The 15,716-nt window shown below is 73.3% G+C and carries 14 protein-coding genes; 11 read left to right on the top strand and 3 right to left on the bottom strand.

Annotated elements, in window-relative coordinates; translation table 11 throughout:
- Positions 1-46 precede the first annotated feature (46 nt).
- Positions 47-2,326: a serine/threonine-protein kinase gene (locus D1J63_RS17160; protein WP_125629705.1), complete on the top strand. Its 2,280-nt coding sequence runs from the start codon at positions 47-49 to the stop codon at positions 2,324-2,326.
- A gap of 27 nt (positions 2,327-2,353) precedes the next feature.
- Here D1J63_RS17160 and D1J63_RS17155 read toward each other — a convergent pair whose 3' ends face one another.
- On the bottom strand, positions 2,354-3,118 hold the full coding sequence (locus D1J63_RS17155) for an SLATT domain-containing protein (RefSeq protein WP_125629704.1): 765 nt from the start codon (positions 3,116-3,118) through the stop codon (positions 2,354-2,356).
- Positions 3,119-3,391: 273 nt separating this feature from the next.
- On the opposite strand from D1J63_RS17155, the gene D1J63_RS17150 reads away from it, so the two are divergent.
- The 3 genes from D1J63_RS17150 to D1J63_RS17140 all read left to right on the top strand — a co-directional run bounded on the left by D1J63_RS17150 (position 3,392) and on the right by D1J63_RS17140 (position 5,076).
- A complete protein-coding gene (locus tag D1J63_RS17150) occupies positions 3,392-3,739 on the top strand; it encodes a YbaB/EbfC family nucleoid-associated protein (RefSeq protein ID WP_087808112.1) in 348 nt (115 codons plus the stop codon).
- Between the two features lie 85 nt (positions 3,740-3,824).
- A complete protein-coding gene (gene recR / locus D1J63_RS17145) occupies positions 3,825-4,424 on the top strand; it encodes a recombination mediator RecR (protein WP_102932840.1) in 600 nt (199 codons plus the stop codon).
- Positions 4,417-5,076, top strand: a complete 660-nt coding sequence (locus D1J63_RS17140; RefSeq protein WP_102932839.1) for a DUF5063 domain-containing protein — start codon at positions 4,417-4,419, stop codon at positions 5,074-5,076. The genes recR and D1J63_RS17140 overlap by 8 nt, the downstream gene beginning before the upstream one ends.
- On the opposite strand, the gene D1J63_RS17135 is transcribed toward D1J63_RS17140, so the two are convergent.
- A complete protein-coding gene (locus D1J63_RS17135; protein ID WP_125629702.1) occupies positions 5,069-5,704 on the bottom strand; it encodes an ankyrin repeat domain-containing protein in 636 nt (211 codons plus the stop codon). The two genes, D1J63_RS17140 and D1J63_RS17135, sit on opposite strands and share 8 nt — an antisense overlap.
- A gap of 333 nt (positions 5,705-6,037) precedes the next feature.
- Here D1J63_RS17135 and D1J63_RS17130 point away from each other — a divergent pair, with 333 nt between their 5' ends.
- The 6 genes from D1J63_RS17130 (at position 6,038) to D1J63_RS17105 (ending at position 12,618) form a co-directional block, all read left to right on the top strand.
- On the top strand, positions 6,038-7,033 hold the full coding sequence (locus D1J63_RS17130; protein ID WP_125629700.1) for a hypothetical protein: 996 nt from the start codon (positions 6,038-6,040) through the stop codon (positions 7,031-7,033).
- Positions 7,034-7,083: 50 nt separating this feature from the next.
- The gene (locus D1J63_RS17125) at positions 7,084-7,662 is read left to right on the top strand and encodes a Uma2 family endonuclease (protein WP_125629698.1); all 579 of its coding nucleotides are present in this window, start codon (positions 7,084-7,086) and stop codon (positions 7,660-7,662) included.
- Between the two features lie 198 nt (positions 7,663-7,860).
- A complete protein-coding gene (locus D1J63_RS17120) occupies positions 7,861-9,138 on the top strand; it encodes an aspartate kinase (RefSeq protein WP_125629696.1) in 1,278 nt (425 codons plus the stop codon).
- On the top strand, positions 9,138-10,226 hold the full coding sequence (locus D1J63_RS17115) for an aspartate-semialdehyde dehydrogenase (RefSeq protein ID WP_102932836.1): 1,089 nt from the start codon (positions 9,138-9,140) through the stop codon (positions 10,224-10,226). Before D1J63_RS17120 ends, D1J63_RS17115 begins: the two co-directional genes overlap by 1 nt.
- Before the next feature lie 557 nt (positions 10,227-10,783).
- On the top strand, positions 10,784-11,356 hold the full coding sequence (locus D1J63_RS17110; protein WP_030183825.1) for a SigE family RNA polymerase sigma factor: 573 nt from the start codon (positions 10,784-10,786) through the stop codon (positions 11,354-11,356).
- Complete coding sequence (locus tag D1J63_RS17105) at positions 11,353-12,618, top strand: hypothetical protein (RefSeq protein ID WP_241235576.1); 1,266 nt, start codon at positions 11,353-11,355, stop codon at positions 12,616-12,618. The genes D1J63_RS17110 and D1J63_RS17105 overlap by 4 nt, the downstream gene beginning before the upstream one ends.
- 10 nt (positions 12,619-12,628) lie before the next feature.
- Here the strand turns inward: D1J63_RS17105 and D1J63_RS17100 are convergent, their stop codons facing one another.
- Positions 12,629-13,486: an SURF1 family protein gene (locus D1J63_RS17100; RefSeq protein WP_241235575.1), complete on the bottom strand. Its 858-nt coding sequence runs from the start codon at positions 13,484-13,486 to the stop codon at positions 12,629-12,631.
- 144 nt (positions 13,487-13,630) lie between these two features.
- Between D1J63_RS17100 and D1J63_RS17095 the strand changes: the two genes are divergently transcribed.
- A complete protein-coding gene (locus D1J63_RS17095; RefSeq protein WP_164712864.1) occupies positions 13,631-15,523 on the top strand; it encodes a prolyl oligopeptidase family serine peptidase in 1,893 nt (630 codons plus the stop codon).
- Positions 15,524-15,716 lie beyond the last annotated feature (193 nt).

Genomic DNA, 15,716 nt, shown 5'->3' with positions numbered 1-15,716 from the left:
ACTATCCTCGCCCTGTTGTTCATGTGCGGGGGGAAGGCGGCGCGGCATGCGGAAACTGGGGGGCGGGGACCCACAGCACATCGGGGCCTACCGGCTGCTGGGGAGGCTGGGCGCGGGCGGCATGGGGCACGTCTACCTGGCCCGTTCGGACCGCGGGCGCACCGTCGCCGTGAAGCTGGTGCGCGAGGAGCTGGCCGCGCTGGAGGAGTTCCGGGAGCGGTTCCGGCAGGAGGTCGAGTCCGCGCGCCGGGTCGGCGGGCACTGGACGGCGCCCGTACTCGACGCGGACACCGAGGCCGCGGTGCCGTGGGTCGCCACCGGGTACGTCGCGGGGCCCAGCCTCCAGCAGGTCGTCGGGCACGATCACGGTGCCCTGCCGGAACGCTCGGTGCGCACGCTGGGCGCCGGTCTGGCGCACGCGCTCCAGGACATCCACGCCGCCGGGATCGTCCACCGCGACCTCAAGCCGTCCAACGTCCTGGTCACCATCGACGGCCCCCGGGTCATCGACTTCGGCATCGCCCGCGCCCTGGAGACGGTGACCGACGGCGGCGTCACCCGTACCGGCGCGCTCGTCGGCTCGCCCGGGTTCATGGCGCCCGAGCAGGTGCGCGGCGACCGTGTCACGCCCGCGTGCGACGTCTTCTGCCTCGGCTCGGTCCTGGCCTACGCGGCCACGGGGAACCTGCCCTTCGGCAGCGCGAACAGCGGCGTGCACGCGCTGATGTTCCGCATCGCCCAGGAGGAGCCCGACCTGACGGGCGTGCCCGAGGGCATCGCCGACCTCGTACGCGACTGCCTGAGGAAGGACCCCGCCGCGCGGCCGGGTCTCGCCGAGGTCCTGGAGCGCACGGGCGCGCAGGACACGGTCACCGGCGGCCGCTCCCGCGACCCGTGGCTGCCCAGCGCCCTGGTGGCCCAACTCGGCCGCCACGCGGTAGGCCTCCTGGACACGGAGAACCCGGAATCCCCGGGGCCCCCGGGCGCGCCCGGGTCCGCCGCACAGGGCCCCGGCGTGGCGCGGGGCCACGCGGGGCCGGGTGGCGTGGCGCCGGCCGGCGCAGGGCCCGACGGCGCGGGCTCCGGCGGCGGGGTGCCGGGTGGGGCGGGAGCTGTCGGTGCGGTGCCGGGTGGCGTGGTGCCCGGGGCTGCGGGGCCTGCCGGCCCGGTGTCCGGGGGCGCCTGGCCTGGCGGCCTGGGGTCCGACGGTGCGCCTGGTGGCCCGGCGTCCGGAGTACCCGGCGGTGCGGGTCCGGGTGGTGCCGGGGCCGGTGGCGTGGTGCCCGGTGCTGCGGGGCCTGCCGGTCCGGTGTCCGGGGGCGTCTGGCCTGGTGGCCCGGGGTCCGACGGTGCGTCTGGTGGCCCGGCGTCCGGAGTGCCCGGCGGGGCGTCTGGGGGCCCGGCGTCCGCTGGTGCCGTGACCGGTGGCGCGGGTGCCGGGGACGCGGATGTCGCCCCGGGAGACGGCTCGGCGCCGGGTGGGCCGCCGCCCCCGCGGGAGCCGGGCACCGGTGGCACCCCGCTGAACCACCTCCCCACCCTCGTCGCCGGCCAGGGCCCGCCGACACCCCCGCCCACCACTCACGCCCACCCCCATCCGTCCGCCCCGGGACACGCCCCGGCCCAGGACCCGGCCTGGCCGGCGCATCCCGGGTACCAGCACCCGGGGCACCAGCAGCCGTACGGCGGCGGCCTCGGTCCGACGCCGCCCCAGGGGCCCCCGCTCCCGTACGGCCCCCCGGCCGAGCCGCCCCGCAGCGCCCGCTCCACCGCGCTGCTGGTCGTCGTCGCCCTGGTCGTCGCGCTGGGCGCGGGCGGCACGGTCTACGCCCTGATGCGCGGGGACGGCGACAGCACCGCGGGCGGCGATCCGACGCCCACCCGGTCCACCGGCGCGCCGCGGAATCCCGGCACGTCCGACCCCGCGGCGGGCCAGTCGCCGTCGACCGGCTCGACCGCTCCGGCCGCCGACGAGGGCGCGGTGCCGACCGCGTACGTGGGCGACTGGACGACCACCATCGACAACGCCTCCGGCACCCACCCCCGAAGCCTGACCATCGCGCAGGGCGAGGTCGGCGACACGGTGATGACCCTCGTGGCGGACGGCCCGACGGACACCGGCAGCTACCACTGCGTGTTCGACGCGACCCTCGCCGCCGAGCCCAGCGCGGACGGCCCGCTGCGGCTCGGCCCGTCCCAGGTCAGGACCGGCCCGGCCACCAGCTGCGCCCCGGGCGGGTCCACCACGGTCACCCTGCTGCCGGACGGCAGCCTGCAGCGCACCAACGACGACACGGGCGAGTCCCTGGTCTACACCCGCCGGTGAGCGAAGCCGCGGTCCCGTCGCCGACGGTCACCGGGGCTCCGGCGGGCGCTGGCGGGGCATGTTCGGACGGGTGCCGTTCTGCGGGGGGACGGCGAACCGCCCGGTGCCCCCCGTGCCCCCGCCCTCGGGGCGCGGCCCGTCCGCCACCGCGGCGGCGTGCGGCCCCAGGGGCGCCGGACCCGGCCGGAAGCTCACCATCCAGTCCGACGTCTCCGCCCGCACCAGCTCCGTCACGTCCTCCGAGAATCGCCGCAGCACCAGCAGGCACCGCTCCGCGGCCTCGCTCGCCGTCCCCTCGGCCGGCCCCAGCACCTCCCGTACGCTCTCCGACGCCCAGTCGAACTGGAGCGCCTGGAGCCGGCGCTGCACGGCCTGTGCCGTGGCCACGTCCCGCATCCACCCGGACGTCACCCCGAAATACCGGTCACCCGCCACGCACGCCACCGCCCACAGCAGCGCCAGATACCCCCAGCCCGCGACCCCGCCGCCCATCACCCCGGACAGGTCGAGCAGCGGCAGCGCCGCCCCGGCGACCGCGCCCACCGCGGCCCCGCACCGCAGCAGCACGGCGCCGCGCCGCTTCCACACCCGGTCCGCGAGATACCAGGCCGCCGTGTCCAGCGCGCCCCGCTCCACCCACCGGTACAGCTCGTCGAGGCGCTCGGCGGGCAGCGTCCAGTCCCCGTGGGGAAACGCCCGCCCGGTCAGGTCGCCCGGCAGCGGTCCGGCCGCCGTCTCGCCGTCCCGCCCGTGCTGCGGCGGCCCCTCGGGCCGCATCTCCGGCTGACCCACCCGGCACTCCCTACTGCTCGCCGTACCGCTTGCCGTCCGCGAGGACTCATGCGCCGGAATCCTGCGCCGGAACACTGTGCCGAAACCCTTCCTACCGCCCAATGGGTGGCGAAGAGCCGGGTTCCGCCGCTTTTCCGCCCGGAAGAGGGCGTTGATCAGGTATAGGGCGACGACGGCATCACTCGAAAGAGTGCTGGGGCGAGGGCCGCCCGGACCACGTAGGCTCGTGCCGAACGGCAAAACCGTCGTGACCGGACTTGATGGGAGCTGAACGTGATCCCCGGTGGTGGCCAGCCCAACATGCAGCAGCTGCTCCAGCAGGCCCAGAAGATGCAGCAGGACCTGGCGAAGGCCCAGGAGGAACTGGCGCAGACCGAGGTCGACGGCCAGGCGGGCGGCGGCCTCGTGAAGGCCACGGTCACCGGCTCCGGCGAGCTGCGCGGCCTGAAGATCGACCCGAAGGCGGTGGACCCGGAGGACACCGAGACCCTCGCCGACCTCATCGTCGCGGCCGTCCAGGCGGCCAACGAGAACGCGCAGAACCTCCAGCAGCAGAAGCTCGGCCCGCTCGCCCAGGGGCTGGGCGGTGGCGGCACCGGCATCCCCGGCCTGCCGTTCTGAGCCGTCTCTCCGGTTCGCCTTTCTCAGACCGGCCGGAGCCATCTACCGTACGTAGTGCACGAACCTCAGGAAGGACGGCAGTCCGTTGTACGAAGGCGTGGTCCAGGACCTCATCGACGAACTCGGGCGGCTGCCCGGCGTCGGTCCCAAGAGCGCGCAGCGGATCGCCTTCCACGTCCTGCAGGCCGAGCCGGCCGACGTACGGCGGCTCGCCCAGGCCCTCATGGAAGTGAAGGCCAAGGTCCGCTTCTGCGCGACCTGCGGAAACGTCGCGCAGGAGGAGCAGTGCAACATCTGCCGCGACACCCGGCGCGACCCTTCCGTCATCTGCGTGGTGGAGGAGCCGAAGGACGTCGTCGCCATCGAGCGCACCCGTGAGTTCCGCGGGCGCTACCACGTGCTCGGCGGCGCGATCAGCCCGATCGACGGGGTCGGCCCCGACGACCTCCGCATCCGTGAGCTGCTGGCCCGCCTGGCGGACGGCACGGTCACGGAGCTGATCCTGGCCACGGACCCGAATCTGGAGGGCGAGGCCACGGCCACGTACCTCGCCCGCATGATCAAGCCCATGGGCCTCAAGGTCACCCGCCTGGCCAGCGGCCTCCCAGTGGGTGGCGACCTGGAGTACGCGGACGAGGTGACCCTCGGCCGCGCCTTCGAGGGGAGACGACTCCTAGATGTCTGACGCCACGCTGCACGCGACCGACCAGAACCCGGACGACTTCGCGGTCCAGATCGCCGACCAGATCGAGAGCTTCCTGGTGGCCGTCACCGAGGTGGCGAAGGGCGACGAGCCGGACTCCGCCGTCCCCTTCCTCCTCCTGGAGGTCTCCCAGCTGATGCTGGCCGGGGGCCGCCTGGGCGCCCACGAGGACATCGTCCCCGACGAGCGCTACGAGCCGGACCCGGGCCCGGAGCAGGACGTGGACCAGCTCCGCGAGAACCTGGCCCGCCTCCTCGACCCGATCGACGTCTACTCCGAGGTCTTCGACCCCTACGAGCCGCGCAAGGCCCCGGTCCCGGCCCGGATCTCCGACGACCTCACCGACGTCATCACCGACCTGCGCCACGGCATGGTCCACTACAAGGCCGGCCGCACCACGGAGGCCCTGTGGTGGTGGCAGTTCTCCTACTTCTCCAACTGGGGCTCCACCGCCTCCGCCACGCTGCGCGCCCTCCAGTCGGTCGTCGCCCACGTCCGCCTGAACCAGCCCCTGGAGGAGCTGGACGGCCTCGACACCGACCAGGAACTGGGCGACGAGACCCTGGAGTCGGAGGCCGGGCGGGTCATGGTCCGGGAGATCGCGGGCCCGCTGGGCCTGCGCCCGGTCAAGTAGCGGCCGTCCGGCCACGCGCGAAACGCAGCGCCCTGACGACCCGCCCGTAGCGCTCGCGCTCCTCCTCGCCCCGGTCCGCGTGGCGCAGCGCGCAGCGCAGGGCCGCGTCCGTGGCCTCGGCCCCCCGCTGCAGCAGCACGACCACCGACTCGACGGACCCGCGGCAGGCCGCCCATTCGAGCGCCGTCCGCCCCTTCATGGCCCGGTCCTCCAAATCGGCCCCCCGGTCGATCAGCAGAGCGACGGTCTCGGGATGGTTGTCGCCCGCGGCCACCACCAGCGGCGTGTACGGGATCCGCTCCTGCGCCCCCAGGGACACCCCGGCGTCCAGCAGCGCCGCGACGGCTTCCGTACTCCCGGACATCGCCGCGCAGGTCAGCGGCGTCAGGTCGTGGTACGTCCCGGCATGCGCCGCCGTGTCCGCACCGGCCGCAAGCAGCACCCGCACGACGTCCGCGTGGTTCTCCTGCGCGGCCAGGTCCAGCGCCGTGCGCGCGTCGTCGTCGAGGGCGTCCACGGGGACGCCGGCGTCCAGCAGCCGGACCACCGCAGCCGCGTCCCCGTCCCGCGCCGCCCGCGGCAAGTCGTTGGAACGCGGCGCGGGCGGATTCTCCTTAGACCTGGTCATGCCGTGATCATGCGACGCCCGACACGACCGCCGCACGCGATTTCATCGCCGCAGTTCAGCCCGGAGCTTGAGCCTCGGGACCCGAGCTCTTCCCTTGGTTTTCTGGTCCGGTTGAAATACCCAACCAACCAAGTCTGAGCGCGAGTTGATGCGTCGTACCTCGATAGGGCGACGATCCGTGAAGCCGCCCTAGGTTCGCGGCAAACGACCACAAAGGTCGGCCCCGGCGGTGCGCCAACACCAATCCGGGACCTGACCGACGCATCGAAGGACGCAACTCCGATGGTGGCTTCGGCCAAGCCTAGTCCCGCCCTCCCCTCCCCGTCCCACCCGATGGCCAATTCGGGCTACGGAAAACGTCTCGCGGGCGACGAAGACCCGCACGCCGACCCGGACTTCGCACACCTGCTCCCGCGTGACGCCGAAGTCGCCGTCTTCATCGACCACCTCGACAGCGGCCACGCGATGGGCCACAAGGTGATCGCGGCGGAGCACCCGCGCTACGGCCAGCAGGCGACGCGCTCGTCGCTGACCCGCATCACCGAAGCCGGCCACCTGCGCTGGATCAAGGAGCACATCACCGTCGAGGACAACACCATGCGGTGGGTCACGCGGACGTACTGGTCGCGTACGCGCAGGTCGGCGGCGTGGTGGGCGGAGTTCGCGCGGCGGCGCAACGGCCGGATCGTGCCCGGTGACCTCCGCCCCGGCCTGGCCCGCACCGACGAGCCCGAGCTGCCCGAACCGGAGCCCGAGCCGCGTCCCGAGGCCGGGGCGGAGGCCGGGGCGGACCCGGAGTCCAGGACCTCGTACCTCGCCCTCGCCGCGATCCGCGACGCGGAACCCCGCATGCGCCTGTCCGAGGCGGACTGCCGGTCCCTCGCATCCCTGGCCGAGGAGTGGCTGACGCGGGGCGCGACACCCCAGGACATCACCCGCGCGGTGACCGACGGCCTTCCCGCGACCGTGAACAATCCGGGCGGACTCGCCCGCAACCGACTGGAGAACAGGATGCCCCCGAAGAAGGCGAAGATCCGTCAGAAGGCAGCTCCGCGCCGGGCTCGGGTGACCCGCGCCGTCATGGCCTGCATGAGCTGCGACGCGGACGAGCGGACGACGGAGATCAGGGGCGGTATGTGTTCCGAATGCCGCGCCGAGTACGAGGCGGCCGTGGGCGCCGAGGAGGCCGGTCTGCTGGATGCCGGGTACGTGCCGGACACGTTCCTGGCCGCCCCCGACGCGGTGTACGAGGTCGTGGACGTCCCTCGCCGCGCGGCGGAGGTGCGCGCGGCGGCCGGCCTGCCGCCGAGGGCGGAGCGGGCGCTGTGAGCGTGCGGGAGGCGCCGGCCGGGGCACCATGGTGTCGAGGAGGCGACGCCATGACCCCCAGGACCGAGCACCGGCCCGATATGTCCGTCGAGGAGTTCGAGGAGCTCGACCGCCGTGCACCAGAGCCGGTGCGACTGGAGTTCATCAGGGGAAGGGTCGCGGTCAAGCCCATGCCGGACGGCAACCACAGTGAGATCGTCGCTTGGCTGCAAAGGCTCTGTATGCAGCACCGCCCCGATCTCTGGCTGCACGCGGAGCGAGGTCTCAAGACGGAGGCGTACCGCAAGGGGCGAGCACGAGCGGACGGGGTACTGGTCCCCCCGGGCGCCTTCAAGGGACACGGTGAGTGGTCGGCGCCCGACGACGCACTGATGGCCGTGGAAGTCACCTCGTGGGACGCGGATGCCGCGCGGCGGGACCGTGTGGACAAGCCCGACGGGTATGCGGCCGCCGGGATCCCGGTCTACCTCCTCATCGACCGGGAAAGCTGCTCCGTCGTCGTGTTCAACCAACCGGAGAACGGCAGCTACCAGCACGAGGAGAGGTTGCCCTTCGGCGCGACCGTGCATCTCCCCGCCCCCGTCGACATCACCCTCGACACCGAGCCCCTCAAAGAGCTGGCGGACTGAGGCCTCTCACTTGTGAACGTGTGATGCACGGCACTTTTCCGAGTGACCCGCCGCCCCCTGGGCATGAGCCAGCCTGAGCGAGTACCCGGGTCTCACCATGCGATACCGCAGGGGGGAAATCCGGACGCTCGGTAAAATGAGCCGACCGCAGTACATATACGTACGTGCGGAAAGAGACGGATTGAGCGAGGAGCGCACGTGGGCCTTGTCGTGCAGAAGTACGGAGGCTCCTCCGTAGCCGATGCCGAAGGCATCAAGCGCGTCGCCAAGCGGATCGTGGAAGCGAAGAAGAACGGCAACCAGGTGGTCGCCGTCGTTTCCGCGATGGGCGACACGACGGACGAGCTGATCGATCTCGCCGAGCAGGTTTCCCCGATCCCTGCCGGACGTGAACTCGACATGCTGCTGACCGCCGGAGAGCGTATCTCCATGGCGCTGCTGGCCATGGCGATCAAAAACCTGGGGCACGAGGCCCAGTCGTTCACCGGCAGCCAGGCCGGAGTCATCACCGACTCGGTCCACAACAAGGCCCGGATCATCGACGTCACGCCGGGGCGCATCCGCACCTCGGTGGACGAGGGCAACGTCGCCATCGTGGCCGGCTTCCAGGGCGTCAGCCAGGACAGCAAGGACATCACCACGCTGGGCCGCGGCGGCTCCGACACCACGGCCGTCGCCCTCGCCGCCGCGCTCGACGCGGACGTCTGCGAGATCTACACCGACGTCGACGGCGTGTTCACCGCCGACCCGCGCGTGGTGCCGAAGGCGAAGAAGATCGACTGGATCTCCTTCGAGGACATGCTGGAGCTCGCTGCCTCCGGCTCCAAGGTGCTGCTCCACCGTTGCGTGGAGTACGCCCGCCGGTACAACATCCCGATCCACGTGCGGTCCAGCTTCAGCGGACTGCAGGGCACGTGGGTCAGCAGCGAGCCGATCAAGCAAGGGGAAAAGCACGTGGAGCAGGCCCTCATCTCCGGAGTCGCGCACGACACCTCCGAGGCCAAGGTCACGGTTGTCGGCGTGCCCGACAAGCCGGGCGAGGCGGCCGCGATCTTCCGCGCCATCGCCGACGCCCAGGTCAACATCGACATGGTCGTGCAGAACGTGTCCGCCGCCTCCACCGGCCTGACGGACATCTCGTTCACGCTGCCCAAGAGCGAGGGCCGCAAGGCCATCGACGCGCTGGAGAGGAACCGCCCGGGCATCGGCTTCGACTCGCTGCGCTACGACGACCAGATCGGCAAGATCTCCCTGGTCGGCGCGGGGATGAAGAGCAACCCGGGCGTCACCGCCGACTTCTTCACCGCGCTCTCCGACGCCGGGGTGAACATCGAGCTCATCTCGACCTCCGAGATCCGCATCTCGGTCGTCACCCGCAAGGACGACGTGAACGAGGCCGTGCGCGCCGTGCACACCGCCTTCGGGCTCGACTCCGACCGTGACGAGGCCGTCGTCTACGGGGGCACCGGGCGCTGATGTCCGCCGCGGAAGGCACCGGCCCGGGCGGCGGGCGCACGGGCCGGCCCACGCTCGCCGTCGTGGGCGCGACCGGTGCCGTCGGCTCGGTCATGCTCCAGATCCTGTCCCAGCACGCGGACGTCTGGGGCGACATCCGCCTGATCGCCTCCCCGCGCTCGGCCGGCCGCAAGCTGGCCGTGCGCGGGGAGGAGGTCGAGGTCGTCGCGCTGAGCGAAGAGGCCTTCGACGGGGTCGACGTCGCCATGTTCGACGTGCCCGACGAGGTCTCCGCGCAGTGGGCGCCCGTCGCCGCCGCCAAGGGCGTGGTGGTGGTCGACAACTCGGGCGCGTTCCGGATGGACCCGGACGTGCCGCTCGTCGTGCCCGAGGTCAATCCGCACGCGGTGCGGATGCGGCCGCGCGGGATCGTCGCCAACCCGAACTGCACGACGCTCTCCATGATCGTGGCGCTGGGCGCGCTGCACGCCGAGTTCGGGCTGCGCGAGCTGGTCGTCTCCTCGTACCAGGCGGTCAGCGGCGCGGGGCGGGACGGCGTGGACACGCTGCGGCGGCAGCTGTCGCTGGTGGCCGGCACCGAGCTGGGGACCCACCCCGGCGATGTACGGCGGGCCGTCGGCGACGACACCGGGCCGTTCCCGGAGCCGGTCGCGCTGAACGTCGTACCGTGGGCCGGATCGCTGCGGGAGGACGGCTGGTCGTCGGAGGAGATGAAGGTGCGGGACGAGTCCCGCAAGATCCTCGGGCTGCCGAACCTGCCGGTCGCGGTGACGTGCGTACGGGTGCCGGTCGTCACCACCCACTCCCTGACCGTGCACGCCCGCTTCGAGGGGGAGGTCAGTGTCGAGGGGGCCCGGGAGATCCTGGCCACCGCGCCCGGCGTCGTCCTGTTCGACAACCCGGCCGCGGGGGAGTTCCCCACGCCCGCCGACGCGGTCGGCACCGACCCGACCTGGGTCGGCCGGGTGCGCCGGGCCCTGGACGACCCGACCGCGCTCGAACTCTTCGTATGCGGGGACAACCTGCGCAAGGGCGCCGCGCTGAACACCGCGCAGATCGCGGAGCTGGTGGCGGCCGAGTTCGCCTGACCGCCGGTCAACTGTGGATCGGTGGGCGAAAAGCGCTGGCCGTCGTGGGTTTCGTTTGTAGGATCCGTGGACGAGATGTGATCCGGAAGTTGGTCCGGACTACTTGTACCGGGCACCCGTGCCGTCAGAGGATTTCCTCCCCGCCCTCCGCAACCGCGCGAGCGGCGGGGAGCGTCTTTGCGGTCACCCATTCGGGGCGCGGGGACGCGTGGGTCGGCGTGGGGACGCCGAGGACGGGCGTGGGGACGCTCGTTCACACGGGACATAGGGGAAGAGCGGACGATGACGGCCTATGACGTACCGTCAGGCGGGCGGCTGCCCGGGAGACTCCCCGGGCAGCGGTCCGGACGGCTGCCCGGGGGACTGTCCGGGCGGCGGTCCGGCGGCGGACACGGGAACGTGACGCCCGGCACGTACAACCCTCCCGGGGGTCGACGTGTCCAACTGGCGTGGCAGAGGTTCTCGAATTCACCGCAGGGGCACGGGGCGCGGCGCTGCGCCCGCACGTCCCGCCCGCCCGGTCCGTCCGTCCCCGTGTGGCCGGTCCGGCCGGTGGCATGCCGGTGATCGCGCCCATGCCCGCAGCGCGGCCGGCCCGCATATCGAACCAGCGCGACGGCGCCGAGGACGTGGCGGCGGGTACCACCGTCGACCACCTCACCGAGACGTACCGGGCGCACTACCGCTCGCTGCTCGGCCTCGCCGCCCTCCTCCTCGACGACACGGCCTCCTGCGAGGACGTGGTCCAGGAGGCCTTCATCCGCGTCCACTCGGCGCGCAAGCGCGTCCGGGACCCGGAGAAGACCCTGGCGTACCTGCGCCAGACCGTCGTCAACCTCTCGCGCTCGGCGCTGCGCCGCCGCATCCTCGGCCTCAAGCTGCTCTCCAAGCCGATGCCGGACATGGCGAGCGCGGAGGAGGGCGCCTACGACCAGCTGGAGCGGGACTCCCTGATCAAGGCGATGAAGGGACTGCAGCGCCGGCAGCGCGAGGTGCTGGTCCTGCGGTACTTCGCCGACATGACGGAGGCCCAGGTCGCCGAGACGCTCGGCATATCCCTGGGCTCGGTCAAGGCGTACGGTTCGCGCGGGATCGCGGCGCTCAGGGTGGCCATGGAGGCGCCGGCATGAGCGACGGCAACGACGCGCGACGGGACGACGACCACGAGGACGAGGGTCACGCCGCGCGACCGGACGCCCGCGACGCCCACGATGCCCGCGACGGGCACGACGCGTCCGCCGGGCCGGACGGGTCGGAGCAGTACAGGCACAGGCACACGCACGCTGGGAACGGAACTGTGAACCACGGCCCCGCCGAGCAGGGCCCCGACGCCGAGGGACCCGACAGGCCGGCCGCCGACGGGGCGGCCGTCGACGAGGCCGCCCTGCGCGCGATGATGCGGCGGGCGGTCGGCGAGATCGAGCCGAGCGACGGCACCCTGGAGCACCTGCGGCGCGCCGTGCCCGCCCGGCGGGCCCGCAAGCGGCAGGCCTTCGTCGGCGCGGCCGCCGCCGTCCTCTTCCTCGGCACGGCGGTCCCCGCCCTCGTGCACGTCTCCAACTCCGGCGGCGCGGGTGCCGACCCGTCCGTCGCGGGCAACGCCTCACAGGCCCAGGGCGGCGCCTCCCAGGGCAAGGACCCGGCCGGCGGCCAGAGCGGCATCGCCGGTTCCGGGGACACCGCCGAGGGCAAGGACAAGGCCGGTCCCAAGGAGACGCCGGGCGGCAAGGAGAGCGGCGCCGCGGCGGGCACGTCCCCCACGGACGTCCCCAGCGCCTCCAGCCCCGCCGACGTCCCCGCCTGTGCGCCGGGCTCGCTCGGCCCGGCCGTCGCCAGCAGCGCGGCCCCCGACTCCACGGGCGTGGTCTACGGCTCCTTCCGGGTCACCAACGTCTCCTCCGACGGCTGTACGGTCACCGGTCCCGGCAGCGTCGTCACCGCCTCGCTGGGCGCCGCGGACGCCGACCGGATCGGCACCGCGCGGCACGCCGCCGGGGACGCCGCGGCCGGTCTGCCCGACCCGTCGCTGGAGGCACCCTCGCTGACCCTGGCGCCGGGCGCCGCCTACGAGGTGCAGTTCGCCTGGGTGCCCTCGGAGACCTGTCCCACCACCGGCGGCCCCACCGGCGGCGGCACGGGCGGGCCCTCGCCCGATCCCTCGCCCACCGGGGACACGACCACGTCGGCGGGCAGCTCCGCAGGAGGCAGCGGCGGTGGCGGCGGCGAGGCGGGGCCCACGACCCAGCTGGTGACCGCGGACGGCCCGGCAGAGGGAAGCGTGTCGGTGACGTACACCCCCGAGGGCGGCTCCGGCTCGGCGACGGCCACGGTGTCCAACGCGTGCGTGGGGACCGTGTACTGGACGGGGCTGCTGGCGGACCCGGCGGCGTGACCCCAGGGGGTCAGGAGGTGAGCCCCGCCCTGGGCTCACCCACCTCGTCCCCGGAGGGCTCGGACTCGGCGGACTCACCGGCGTCCCCGGTCCCACCGGGCTCCTCGTCCTCCGTGACGATGCCCAGCTCCGCGTCCCGGGCGAGTTCGAGCTCGCGGCGCGCCAGCCGGAACCACATGAAGACGACGAAGCCGACGAAGGCGAACCACTCGGCGGTGTAGCCGAGGTTCTGGAAGGCCTTCAGATCGAGCCCCGTGCCCTGCGGCGCACTCACCGGCACGGCCCGCATCCCGGAGTCGCCCTCGTTCAGCGTGACCCACGCGTCGTACACGTCGTACGGCACCAGGTTGAGCAGCGTCGCCGCGTTGATCGCGCCGGTCTGCCCGGCGGGCCACCCGGAGCGTCCGCTGACACCGTTGCTGCCGGGGGACTCGGCGGCCTGGAGCGCTCCGGTGACGGTGACCTCGCCGGTGGGCGGGGCCGGGGCCTTCGCCGGGTCGGGCTCGCCGGGCAGCCAGCCGCGCACGACGGGCAGCGCCCTGCCGCCGTCGGTGCGCAGCAGGGTGAGGACGTAGAAGCCCTCCCGGTCGTCCAGCTTCCGCTCCGGGACCAGCAGCTGATCGTCGTACCGGCCGGTGACGGTGGTCTGCTTGCCGACCGTCGCCTTGTCCACGGGCAGCAGCTCCGCCAGCGGGCGCGCCGCTTCCCGGCGGGCCGACTCGTGCTGCGTGGTGGCGGTCTCGTGGTCCTGCACCCGGTCCTCGAAACGGCCGAGCTGCCAGGAACCCATGAAGATGCAGAAGGGGATGGCCAGGACGACGAAGATGTTGATCCCCCACCATCGGGGCGTCAGCAGAAACCGGTACACGCCTTCCACGGTACGGTGCGCGCCCGGAGCGCTCTGCCGCGGGGCTGTGGAAAACGTGGGGGAGGAGGAACGGGCCGGGGGAGGTTGTCCACAGGCTGGGGATCTCTTCTGCGCGTTGTCGCCCGGTCGGGGCAGTATGGGGCCATGACTGAGAGCAACGGGTCCGTTCCGCCGGACATGGATACGGCCGTGGACGCGGACAGGGACGAGCGGACCGTGGACGGGCGGGACGTGGACGGACGGCGCGCGCGGGACGAGCAGGCGCCCGACTGGGAGAAGCGCTTCCGGGCGCCGAGGGTGTCGCTGCCCGACTGGGCCGAGGACGCCCCGGACCGCTCCCTGTTCGTGTCGAACGCGACGGGGACGTACGAGCTGTACGCCTGGGACCGCGCGAGCGGCGAGCAGCGCCAGGTCACGGACCGGCCCAACGGCACGACGGACGGGGCGCTCGCGCCCGACGGCGAGTGGATCTGGTGGTTCGACGACAAGGACGGCGACGAGTTCGGCGTCTGGCGCCGCCAGCCCTTCGCGGGCGGCGAGGACGAGCTCGCCGTGCCGGGCCTCGACCCCTCCTACCCGGCGGGCCTCGCCCTCGGCCGGGACGGGCGCACGGCGGTGATCGGCCGCTCGACGGACGAGGACGGTACGACGATCCACCTCGCCCACGCGGGCGGGCCCCCGGCGGAGATCTACCGGCACCGCGAGTCCGCGGGCGTCGGCGACCTCTCAGACGACGGCTCCCTCATCGCGATCGAGCACACCGAGCACGGCGACGCCATGCACTCGGCGCTGCGCGTCCTGCGCCCCGACGGCAGCACGGTCGCCGAGCTGGACGACACCGAGGGCGGCGCGAAGGAGCTGGGCCTGGAGGTCCTGGGCTTCGCGCCGGTCGACGGCGACACCCGGCTGCTCGTCGGCCACCAGCGCCGGGGCCGCTGGGAGCCCCTGGTGTGGGACGTGGCGACGGGGGAGCAGACCGACCTCGCGCTGGAGCTGCCGGGCGACGTGAGCGCCGAGTGGTATCCGGACGGCTCCGGCCTGCTGATCGTGCACGGTTTCGAGGCCCGCAGCGAGCTGTTCCGCTACGACTTCGCCGAGCGCGGCCTGACGGAGATCGACACCCCCGCCGGCACCGTCTCGGGGGCCACGGCCCGCCCCGACGGCAGCGTGGAGTACCTGTGGTCCTCGGCCGCCGAGCCGTCGGCCGTCCGCTCCACCACCGGCCGCGTCGTCCTGGACCCGCCCGGCCTGAAGTCGCCCCGCTCGGTCCCGGTGGAGGACGTGTGGGTGGAGGGGCCCGGAGGCCGCATCCACGCCCTGGTCCAGAAGCCGGCCGGGGCGGCCGGTCCGCTGCCGACGGTCTTCGACATCCACGGCGGCCCGACCTGGCACGACAGCGACTCCTTCGCCGCCGGCCCGGCCGCCTGGGTCGACCACGGGTACGCGGTGGTGCGCGTCAACTACCGGGGCTCCACCGGGTACGGCCGCGCCTGGACCGACGCCCTCAAGCACCGGGTGGGCCTCATCGAGCTGGAGGACATCGCGGCGGTGCGGGAGTGGGCGGTGACCTCGGGCCTCGCGGACCCCGAGCGCCTGATCCTCACCGGCGGCTCCTGGGGCGGCTACCTCACGCTGCTCGGCATCGGCACCCAGCCCGAGGCGTGGACGCTGGGCATCGCGGCGGTGCCGGTCGCCGACTACGTCACGGCGTACCACGACGAGATGGAGGGGCTGAAGGCCCTCGACCGCACCCTGCTGGGCGGCACCCCCGAGGAGGTCCCCGAGCGCTTCGAGGCCTCCTCACCGCTGACCTACGTCGACGACGTCAAGGCCCCGGTCTACATCTCCGCCGGGGTCAACGACCCGCGCTGCCCGATCCGCCAGGTCGAGAACTACGTCGAGCGCCTGGAGGCCAGGGGCGCCGTCCACGAGGTCTACCGCTACGACGCGGGCCACGGCTCCCTGGTCGTCGACGAACGCATCAAACAGGTCGCCCTGGAACTGGACTTCGCAAGAAGGCACTTGCCGAAGCCGTGAAGCCCCCGGGCCGACCGGGACATCCGTCGGGGCGCCCTTTCGGCCGACCGGGGCGTTCGTCGGGGTGGCTGCTTGGCCGACCGGGGCGTTCGTCGGGGTGGCTGCTTGGCCGACCGGGGCGTTCGTCGGGGTGGCTGCTTGGCCGACCGGGGCGTTCGTCGGGGTGGCTGCTTGGCCGACGGAGGCGTTCGCC

Source organism: Streptomyces sp. KPB2, assembly GCF_003950055.1.
Classification (GTDB): domain Bacteria; phylum Actinomycetota; class Actinomycetes; order Streptomycetales; family Streptomycetaceae; genus Streptomyces; species Streptomyces salinarius.
The sequence above is the reverse complement of the archived record's forward strand: the minus strand, read 5'-3'. Positions and strand labels throughout refer to the sequence as shown.